Below are 9,882 nucleotides of genomic sequence, written 5' to 3' on the forward strand. Positions count from 1 at the left end.
ATGACGCCCCCATCCGAACTCATGCGACCCCCGTCAAAACGGGCCACAACACGCCGTCCACAGGAGGCTGGAAACTCATACGCGCCTGCGCTACACTCTGTCTGCATCGGGGTTTCTTGATGATTATGGAAATTTCTTTTCTACAAAACAGACTTTTTCATAATCTAACCCGATGTACAACCCTTCTGTGAGATTTCCGCGTCGAGACCCTCAGCGTCATTGTCGAATACGAAGACGATCTGATTCTGGACATCTATTTTAGCGAGACCTTCCGCGAACTTCACTAGGCTCAGGACCTATTAATTTATTGAACTGAGCGAGACGTTGTGATTCACAGGCTTACCAATGGAGGTGAGGCTGTGAGTGAGTTGTTTTTGATTTCGGAGAGGCAGATGGAACGGATCAGTCCATTTTTTCCTCTGGCGCATGGAGTTCCGCGTGTGGACGACCGACGCGTCCTGAGCGGGATCGTTTACGTGATCCGCAACGGTCTTCAGTGGAAAGACGCTCCGAAAGCGTATGGTCCGCACAAGACCTTATACAATCGCTTCATCCGGTGGAGCCGCCTGGGTGTCTTCGACCGGATCTTTGTGGCCCTGACGGAAAAGGCTGGCCGTTCGAAGCGTTTGATGATCGATGCAACACATCTCAAAGCGCATAGAACGGCAGCGTCCCTGCTCAAAAAGGGGCTTTTCCCCGCCATATCGGACGCACAAAAGGCGGCCTGAACTCGAAGCTTCATGCCGTCTGTGATAGCGAAGGCCGTCCTGTCCGTCTTCATCTGACGGCCGGTCAGGTTAGTGACTTCAAGGGAGCAGATGTACTTCTGACAGACCTTCCCGATGAGACAGAAGAGGTCATCGGGGACCGGGGATACGACAGTAATAAAATCAGGCAGTCTCTCGCAGAACGGAAGATCACCGCTTGTATTCCGCCGAAGAAGAACCGGAAATCAAAGCCACTTTACAACTGGCATCTATATAAAAAGCGCCACCTCATCGAAAACATGTTCGCAAAGCTCAAAGACTGGCGGCGGGTGGCAACACGATATGACCGCTGCGCACACACTTTCATGTCCGCTATCCACATCGCAGCAAGCTTCATCTTCTACCTCAAAGAATGAGTCCTGAGCCTAGAGGATTTTTTAATTCCAGATGTTTAGGGGAAATAAGTTCAAAGCGGGGGTATCATACCGCGCAACCTCTTGCGATTATCCGCATTGACGTGAGCCGCTGTTACAATCAGGCTTAGAAACGAATGTAATTTTAGTTTCTGGATTGATGACCGACCTGATTCTAGACCTTATCCTTCGCTGGCGGGACGATCCGGCAGGGACCTATCAGAGCTGGTTTCTGTGGGACGAACGTATCAAGAATTTTCGGTCTATCCGCCGTGGTCTGCAGCAGGTCGTTGCCGAGATAGCCGAGAGCACATTCGGGGTCGCCTATCGTGGTTCCTCTCTGGAAACGGTCGTCCATTCGATTGCGGAGCAGCGCCAGATTTTCAAGGGTGCGGATCACGCCTTCCTGTGGAAGCCGAAGCTGCGCATTCCCGATATCTACGAAAATCCTGCCAACCAGAAAGCATTCGGGCTGCTTCTTGATACCTGTCTGTGCTGCAATACCGAAGAGCATGTGGTCTCGGCCATTCATGCGATTGATGCCCGCAAGATAAAGGGACTGGGACCAGCCGTCGCCAATCTGCTGTATTTCCTGCACCCCACAATCATGCCGCCTTTCAATACGGCGATCGTGAAGGGCTATAATGCCCTGACCGGATCAAAGGTGAAGCTGGGGCGTTGGGAGGAATATCTTGCCATGCGGCAGGGCATCCTGAAGCTGAATGCGACTTATCGTTCGCTGCTGTCCAATGATCTGGGCGCCATTGGAGGACTGCTGTTTGACGTCGGAAGCGGACGCTATACGGCGCCGCCTCTCAATGATGATGAAACAGCGCGAAAACTCTGGGAAGCCGATCTTCACCAGGTGAGGGAGCAGAGCGCAAAAGAAGCCCGGATACTCGCCGCAGAGCGGGAAACGGATCACACCCATACCGAAATTCAGGGTTGGCTTCGCGATCTGGGGCTTTCCCTAGGGTATGATGTCTGGATTGCTGCCAATGATCGTGGCCGTCCATGGCAGGACGGTAAATTGGGAGATGGCTGTCTGTCGATGTTGCCGGGGTTCACGACGGAAACGCAGGGAGCGGAATCCGTGCGCCTGATCGATGTTCTGTGGCTCGGTCGGGAAAGCCACAGGATTGTGGCAGCCTTCGAGGTTGAGCATTCAACGACCATCTATTCCGGCATCGTGCGGATGCTGGATCTTGCTCTCGGGTCAGAGGCGCAGGCCCTGGAGGGACTGTTCCTTGTTGCGCCGGATAAGCGGGAAGCCGATGTGCGGGAACAACTGCGGCGACCGGCTTTCAGCAGGATTGCCGATCTGAAAGTCCGGTATCTGCCTTACGGGGCGCTTGAGAAGGATCGTAAGGCCATTGAGCGCTTTGGGCAGGGTATGAAACCCATTCAAGCTATATCCCATCTGCTGATCCCTGCGTGAAAATCTATGCTCTTGTAATGAACGGGTCATCGCTTCGTGTGGGTTCCTGTCGCGGATAGGCATGCCTTCCGAACGAAATAGGCAATCTGCTTTTATCGAAGTCTCAGGGCATTGAGCCGCAGTGCGTTTGTCACGACGGCCAGGGATGACAGGGCCATCGCGCCTCCCGCGAACATGGGCGACAGCGTAAGGCCAAAGACGGGATACAGGACACCTGCGGCAAGTGGAATGCCGATCCCATTGAACAGGAAGGAGAATGCCAGATTCTGCCGGATGTTGCGCATCGTTGCCTGTGCCAGGCGGCGGGCGCGTACCAGTCCGGCGAGGCTGCCTTGTGCCAGTGTCATCCCAGCACTTTCGATCGCGACATCGGTGCCTGTGCCCATGGCGATTCCGATATCGGCGGTGGCCAGGGCCGGCGCGTCGTTGACGCCGTCGCCCGCCATGGCGACACGGGCTCCCTTGTGTTGCATGTCACGAATGATTGCGGCCTTGTCCTCAGGCTTGAGGTCGGCATGCACCTCGTCGATCCCCGCCTGACGGGCGACGACTTCCGCAGTCCGGGCGTTGTCGCCCGTCAGCATCACGATCCGCATGCCGACTGCGTGCAGTGCCGCGATGGTCTCCTTCGCGTCGGTCTTCAACGGATCGGCCACGACCAGCAACCCAGCGGCCTGTCCGTCGATGCCGACGAACATGACGCCCGCGCCCTCCGCCCGGTGGCTGTCCGCGACAGGGATCAATGCTGACGCATCGATGCCCTGCTGCCGCATCTGGGCCTGGTTTCCGACGACGACGGCATGCCCGTCCACGGTGCCGGTCACGCCCAGGCCGGTCTGAGAGGCGAAATCCCCGACCGATGCGGCTTGAAGGCCCTGCGCCGTCATCGCGGCGACCAGCGCCTGGGCCAGCGGATGCTCGGACTGCGTTTCCAGTGATGCCGCCAACCGCAGGACGATGCTGGAATCCCATGCACCTGATGTTTCGGTCGCGATCAGCCGGGGCTTGCCTTCCGTTACGGTGCCGGTCTTGTCGATCACCAGCGTATCGACCGTATCCAGCGCCTGCAGTGCTTCGGCGTTGCGAACCAGCACGCCGGCTCGCGCCCCGCGTCCCATGCCGACCATGATCGACATCGGAGTGGCCAGGCCCAGCGCGCACGGGCAGGCGATCACCAGGACCGCAATGGCGTTCAGCAGTGCGTGTCCGAAGCGCGGTTGCGGACCGACCAGAAGCCAGACGACGAAGGTCAGCAGGGACACAAGCACGACCAGCGGCACGAACCAGCCGGAGACCCGGTCCGCCACCGCCTGGATCGGTGCCCGTGTACGCTGCGCAGCCGCCACCATGCTGACGATTCGGGCCAGCATCGTGTCCGAGCCAACGGCCTCGGCCGTCATCAGCAGGCTGCCGGTGCCGTTGATGGTTCCGCCCGTCACCTTGTCACCCGGGCCCTTGGCGACAGGTGCTGGCTCTCCTGTCAGCATGGCTTCGTCCACGCTGGAGCGCCCGTCCATGACGGTGCCGTCCACCGGGATGCTTTCCCCCGGCCGGATGCGGAGCCGATTGCCGGGCACGATCTGGGCCAGCGGTACGTCGTCCTCGCGATCCTGCGCGCCGACCCGGTGTGCGATTTTCGGTGCGAGATCCAGCAGGGCGCGAATGGCGCGACTGGTACGGGCGCGGGCGCGCAGTTCCAGGACCTGCCCGGCCAACACCAGGACCACGATAACACCTGCGGCTTCGTAATAGACTGGGACCGACCCGTCATGCATGCGGAAGGCAGCAGGGAACAGGCCAGGGGCTACTGTCGCGGCGATGCTGTAGAGAAAGCCCGCGCCGACGCCCAGCATGATCAACGTAAACATGTTCAGATGCCGGGTGCGGAGAGACATCCAGCCGCGTTCGAGGAACGGCCAGCCGGCCCACAGCACGATTGGTGCCGTAAGCGCCAACTGAATCCAGTTCGTCAGGCCGCCATCGAAAAATGCCAGCCCTCCCATATCCGCCGCCATGGCGATGACGACGAGCGGGACCGCCAATATGCTCGCTCCCCATAGGCGCCGGCTGAAATCCACGAGTTCCGGGTTGGGCATGTCGGCGTCGGATGGCTCCTCCGGTTCCAGCGCCATGCCGCAGATGGGGCAGGAGCCGGGGTGATCCTGTCGGATCTGGGGGTGCATCGGGCAGGTCCAGATCATCCCGGCCCGCCTGGGCTGAGGCTTGATGGGCGTCGTGTCCGCCTTGTGCAGGTAATGACAGGGGGCGGCCTCGAACTTTGTCTGGCAGTGCGCGCTGCAAAAATACCAGGTCCGGCCATCATGGTCGGCATGATGCGTCGCCGTCGCGGGATCGACCGTCATGCCACACACAGGATCCTTGACCAGGTGCGCGTCAACTCCGGTCGCTGCCGGGGTGGGACCATCTCCATGGAGATGGGACGCGCAAGCTGCTGTATTGTCGTTCGTCATGAAGCCCCCTTGCTTGTGGCCGCCAGCCGCGGCGTCGAAGTATGCCATAATCGCTTGCACTTCAAGGTATGCCCCGGTAGGGTATATCGCAATGAGGCAGTCACGGGTAAAGATTTTACAGGGCCTGAAACGGGTCGAAGGTCAGGTGCGTGGCATCCAGAAAATGGTGGACGACGACCGCTATTGCGTGGATGTTCTGCTTCAGCTTCGGGCCGCCAAGGCGGCGTTGCATCGGCTCGAGGGGCTTGTTCTGCGCGAACATATCGCGGGCTGCGTTGTAGAGGCGATCGAATCCGGCGATCCGGTGGAGCGTCAGGAAAAGATCGGAGAACTGATCGAAACGGTCAGCAAGATGACGGGGTAGACGTGCAAGGGATCGGCGCGACACGGTTGGGACGGTTGCTGGCCTGCCTGCTTCTGCAGGTGGGGCTGATGCTGGCGTCCATCATGCCGGGTCATGCCGCCACGGTGTCTTCTACAGTTGCTTTGGTTACCCAGCCGATGGTCGACATGCCAGGGATGCAGATGCCATCTCATGCGGATGCGGCGACCGCACATTGCAATCATGAACCGTGCCACGATCATCACCCATGTCATCATTGCGGCGATTGCTGTGTCCAGGGTTCCTGCGTCGCCAATTGGCTGATGCCACCATCCGTGACCAGGGCGTTTGATTACGCAGGTGTTACCGCGCCTTTCGGCATGTCGCGCTCAGATCGCATGGTCGGCCGTGCGTTCGCGCCCGCCCTGCCGCCGCCCAGACAGATGGCCTGATTCTGTTCTGACAGTCTCAGGGCTGGTCATGGACCTATGACCGGTTCCGCCTTCTCTCTTTTGCGGACTATTATTCATGTCAATACGATCACTTACGGGACGGGGCGCGATCACGCGCCGCCGTTTCGTCATCGGGACGGGCCTGTGGGGGGCGGCGCTGGCCGTCCCGCAGCGCAGCGCGGGCGCCTACGCTCCGGTCTATACACCGGCGTCGGGTCGGCCCGACCCGCTGCCTGGCACCCGTTTCGACCTTACGGTCGGTTCTGTGCCGGTCAATATCACCGGTGCGCGCATGCACGCGGTGGGTGTGAACGGCTCCACGCCCGCGCCGATCCTGCGGTGGCGTCAGGGCGACACAGTCGAACTGAATGTCACCAACCGGCTGGATGAGCCCAGTTCGATCCACTGGCACGGAATCCGGGTGCCGGCCGACATGGACGGCGTGCCCGGTCTGAGCTTTGGCGGGATCGCGCCGGGTGACACGTTCACCTATCGCTTCCCGCTGCATCAGAGCGGCACTTACTGGTATCACAGCCATTCCGGCTTCCAGGAGCAGACGGGCCTGTATGGGGCTCTGATCATCGACCCGAGAGACGGTTACGCGCAGCATTTCGACCGCGATTATGTGATGGTCCTGTCCGACTGGACCGACGTCGATCCTGAGGACATCGTCTCCAACCTCAAATTCCAGAGCGATTACTACAATTTCCGCCAGCGTACGGTGGACACGTTCTTCCGTGACGCACATCGGCAGGGGCTGGGTGCGACGATCCGAGATCGCCTGCAATGGGGTGCCATGAACATGGCGCCGACCGACATTCTGGATGTGTCGGGCATCATCTACACCTACCTGATCAACGGCCAGTCGCCTGCTGCAAACTGGACGGGCCTGTTCCGACCGGGCGAGCGCATACGCCTGCGCTTCATCAATGCATCGGCGATGACGCTGTTCGACGTGCGCATTCCCGGCCTGACGATGACCGTCGTTCAGGCCGACGGTAATGACGTGGAGCCCATCCCTGTCGATGAATTCCGCATCGGACCTGCGGAAACCTACGATGTGATTGTCGAGCCCACCGCCGATGGACCGTACACGGTCTTTGCCCAGGCTGAGGATCGTACCGGATACGCACGCGGCACGCTCGCCACCCGTCCGGGCCTTGCCGGTCCGGTCCCGCCCATGGACCCGCGCCCGCTGCGCACCATGACCGACATGGGCATGGGGAATATGGACATGAAGGGCGGCATGGCGGGCATGGAGATGGGGAGTTCGCCGGGGAAGCCCGGTGAAGCCCCTGCCAGCGGCGGCATGGACATGGATCACATGGACATGAAGGAGGCCAACAGACCCGGAGCCGCTGCGATGGATATGCCGGGCATGGCGGCTGCGTCGCGGCATAAAACAGAGCTGAAGCCCGGCGTCGCGGTGCAGAGTGTCGCCATGATGCCGATCAACCGGCTGGCGGAACCGGGCGACGGGCTGGAGAACAATGGTCGCCGCGTTCTGACATATGCCGATCTGCGGGCGACGATCTCGGGCGCGGACCCGCGCCCGCCATCGCGCGAGATCACCCTGCATCTGACCGGCAACATGGAACGCTTCATCTGGGGGTTTGACGGCAAGAAGTTCTCGGAAGCGGAGCCCATTCGTCTCACCCTGGGCGAGCGGGTGCGCTTCGTCCTGATCAACGACACGATGATGGAGCATCCGATCCACCTGCATGGGTTGTGGAGTGAACTGGAAAATGGGCAGGGCGAGTGCCGACCCTACAAGCACACGATTACCGTCAAGCCGGGTGAGCGGCTGAGTTACCTGGTCACGGCGGACGAACCCGGGCTGTGGGCGTATCACTGCCACCTGCTCTACCACATGGAGGTGGGCATGTTCCGCACGGTGGTGGTGTCGTGATCCGGGGTCTGATAGGTGGCACGGTCCTTGCCGCTGGACTGGCTACCGCGGTACCTGGCACGGGACGCGCCCAGTCAGTCCCGGCACGCCAGAGCGAAGGAACCCAGGAAGCGCAGACCGCCTCGGCTCCCGCGCCCGTGGTCTATATCAACGGCATCCAGCCGGTCATGGACCATAACATCTACATGCATGCGCTGCTCGACCAGTTCGAGGCGCGCTTTGGTGCCGATGGCGGGCAGTTCCGTTACGATGGGCAGGCTTGGTTCGGCACCGACTACGACAAGCTCTGGCTGAAATCCGAAGGCACGGTCGGCACAAACGGCAAGTTCGGTGATGGAGACCATGAGGCCCTTTATGATCGTGCTATCTCCCGGTATTTCGATGTCCAGACCGGCGTGCGTCTCGATATTGACAACGGCCCCACACGGGCCTGGGGCGCGATCGGGGTCGAGGGACTGGCTCTATATTTCTTCAATGTGGAGGCCACGGCCTATTTCAGCGACCGGGGTGCGGCGGGGCGTCTGCAGGGCTCATACGATATCCTGCTGACTAATCGCCTGATTCTCCAACCCCAGGTCGAGATGAACTTCTATTCCGCGTCCGATCGTGCGCGCGGCGTCGGAACCGGGCTGTCCGATATCGATACGGGATTGCGGCTTCGCTACGAATGGCATCGGAAATTCGCGCCTTATATCGGCGTGAGTTACTCCGGCACGTTCGGTCAGGCCGCCGACATGGCGCGTTCAAGGAATGAGCGTGTCCATGACCTGAATTTCACCTTCGGGATCAGGACGTGGTTCTGACCGCTCCTGCCCGATGTGAAGTCGTTGCGGGGCGCTCCGTGCGGCCCCGTTTCAGATAACAAAAGATAAAGAACTTACAAATGCTGACTATGAATTTCAGGTTCTCGGCCGCTCTGGCCGCACTTCTGGCCACGGTCTCGGTTGCGCATGCCCAGACCCCCGCTCCGGCACCGGCCCAGCCGCAGGGTCAGGATATGTCCGGGATGCAGGGCATGTCCGGCATGTCGGGGATGGACCACGACAAGATGAAAATGGACGGCATGTCCGGTTCCGGCATGGAGGGCATGGAGAAGGGCATGAAAATGAAGGGAAAGATGGGAGACTGTATGAAGATGAAGGGCATGAATATGTCGAACGGCCACGCCATGGCGCCGTCAGATCACAAGATGAAAATGGGCTGCGGTGACAAGGAAAGCGGCATGAAGATGCCGATGGGGCCGCAGGGCATGCCTGACGCGGTTCATCAGCGCTGATCGGGTCCTGACCGGAGCGGGGCGGCGCCATCAGCGTCGCCCCTGGAAAGGCCCAGGGAGGCACGTATGACAAGACTGATCTGGGGGTTCGCCGGTATCCTGCTGTTTGGGATCGGCGCAGGAGCGACCGTCGTTTTCGGTGGCCTGTATGATGTGAGCGCCACCTCGCCGCACTGGCGGCTGACCTATCGTGTTCTGGAAACGGCACGCCTCCATTCAATCCGGCATCACGCCGAGGGCATTACCGCACCTGTCGATCTTGAAACGCAGGCACGGCTCGTCGGCGGCGCATCGCATTTTTCGACGCATTGCGCCTCCTGTCATTCCGCGCCGGGCGTCGAGGCCGAGGATATGGCGGTGGGGATGTATCCGAAGCCGCCGGTTCTGAAGGATGTGGCGCAACGCTATACACCGGGCGAACTGTTCTGGATCCTCAAGCATGGCATCAAGATGTCGGGCATGCCGTCCTGGGCGGATCATGGTGATGATGATCTCTGGAACATCGTTGCGTTTCTCGGGAGCCTTCCGGGAATGAACAGTTCTGACTATCAGGCGCTGGTCGCCCAGGCAGGAGCAGCTGGCGGACATCATACGCATCACGACATGGATATGCCGATGCCCCGACCGTAGATGCCGCTGCGATAATTGATCGAGATCAAGGAAAATATGCCATACCCCCGTATAGTAATTTCTTATTCCTGACGACGTCCGGAAAATGGGTCGGTATGCGCTTTGCCGAGGATGATGACGTGTTGGAGAAACCATGAGGTGTTGATTTTCACCGAGAACTGGGTTCTTCCGCACTTTTCGTGATGGGTATCTTGTACTGAGGTTCCGGAACTGGGAAATCCAGAAAGTCGTTCACTTTCATGGATATTCCCCAGTGTCACGCCT

The 9,882-nt window shown here is 60.0% G+C and carries 10 protein-coding genes; 8 read left to right on the forward strand and 2 right to left on the reverse strand.

Annotation, left to right across the window (positions count from 1 at the left end):
- Positions 1-359: 359 nt before the first annotated feature.
- Positions 360-1,123, forward strand: a protein-coding gene (locus tag GOB87_RS15685; RefSeq protein WP_132012119.1) for an IS5 family transposase whose coding sequence is annotated in 2 segments (ribosomal slippage) — positions 360-693 and positions 693-1,123 — 765 coding nt in all. Because the reading frame shifts where the segments join, the coding sequence is not laid out codon by codon here.
- Positions 1,124-1,280: 157 nt separating this feature from the next.
- Entirely contained in the window at positions 1,281-2,558 is a 1,278-nt protein-coding gene (locus tag GOB87_RS15690; RefSeq protein WP_061491049.1) for a hypothetical protein, read from the forward strand.
- A 92-nt stretch (positions 2,559-2,650) separates the two neighbouring features.
- On the opposite strand, the gene GOB87_RS15695 is transcribed toward GOB87_RS15690, so the two are convergent.
- Positions 2,651-5,077 (reverse strand): heavy metal translocating P-type ATPase, encoded by a 2,427-nt coding sequence (locus tag GOB87_RS15695; protein WP_166318898.1) that lies wholly within the window; start codon positions 5,075-5,077, stop codon positions 2,651-2,653.
- A 43-nt stretch (positions 5,078-5,120) separates the two neighbouring features.
- Here GOB87_RS15695 and GOB87_RS15700 point away from each other — a divergent pair, with 43 nt between their 5' ends.
- From GOB87_RS15700 to GOB87_RS15725, 6 genes are all read left to right on the forward strand, one after another.
- Positions 5,121-5,393: a metal-sensitive transcriptional regulator gene (locus GOB87_RS15700; RefSeq protein WP_166318901.1), complete on the forward strand. Its 273-nt coding sequence runs from the start codon at positions 5,121-5,123 to the stop codon at positions 5,391-5,393.
- Between the two features lie 2 nt (positions 5,394-5,395).
- On the forward strand, positions 5,396-5,803 hold the full coding sequence (locus GOB87_RS15705) for a hypothetical protein (RefSeq protein WP_231877969.1): 408 nt from the start codon (positions 5,396-5,398) through the stop codon (positions 5,801-5,803).
- Between the two features lie 76 nt (positions 5,804-5,879).
- Positions 5,880-7,712 carry a copper resistance system multicopper oxidase gene (locus GOB87_RS15710; RefSeq protein WP_099349045.1) on the forward strand — a complete coding sequence of 611 codons (1,833 nt, stop codon included), beginning with the start codon at positions 5,880-5,882 and terminating at the stop codon, positions 7,710-7,712.
- The gene (locus GOB87_RS15715) at positions 7,709-8,515 is read left to right on the forward strand and encodes a copper resistance protein B (RefSeq protein ID WP_062268971.1); all 807 of its coding nucleotides are present in this window, start codon (positions 7,709-7,711) and stop codon (positions 8,513-8,515) included. The genes GOB87_RS15710 and GOB87_RS15715 overlap by 4 nt, the downstream gene beginning before the upstream one ends.
- Positions 8,516-8,595: 80 nt before the next feature.
- On the forward strand, positions 8,596-8,988 hold the full coding sequence (locus GOB87_RS15720; protein ID WP_166318904.1) for a hypothetical protein: 393 nt from the start codon (positions 8,596-8,598) through the stop codon (positions 8,986-8,988).
- A gap of 66 nt (positions 8,989-9,054) precedes the next feature.
- On the forward strand, positions 9,055-9,618 hold the full coding sequence (locus GOB87_RS15725; RefSeq protein ID WP_166318907.1) for a c-type cytochrome: 564 nt from the start codon (positions 9,055-9,057) through the stop codon (positions 9,616-9,618).
- Between the two features lie 62 nt (positions 9,619-9,680).
- Here GOB87_RS15725 and GOB87_RS16660 read toward each other — a convergent pair.
- The coding region (locus tag GOB87_RS16660) for a hypothetical protein (protein ID WP_206752349.1) at positions 9,681-9,882 on the reverse strand (202 nt) is incomplete at its 5' end.

Origin of the sequence: Acetobacter estunensis (genome assembly GCF_011516945.1) — a bacterium.
GTDB lineage: Bacteria > Pseudomonadota > Alphaproteobacteria > Acetobacterales > Acetobacteraceae > Acetobacter > Acetobacter estunensis.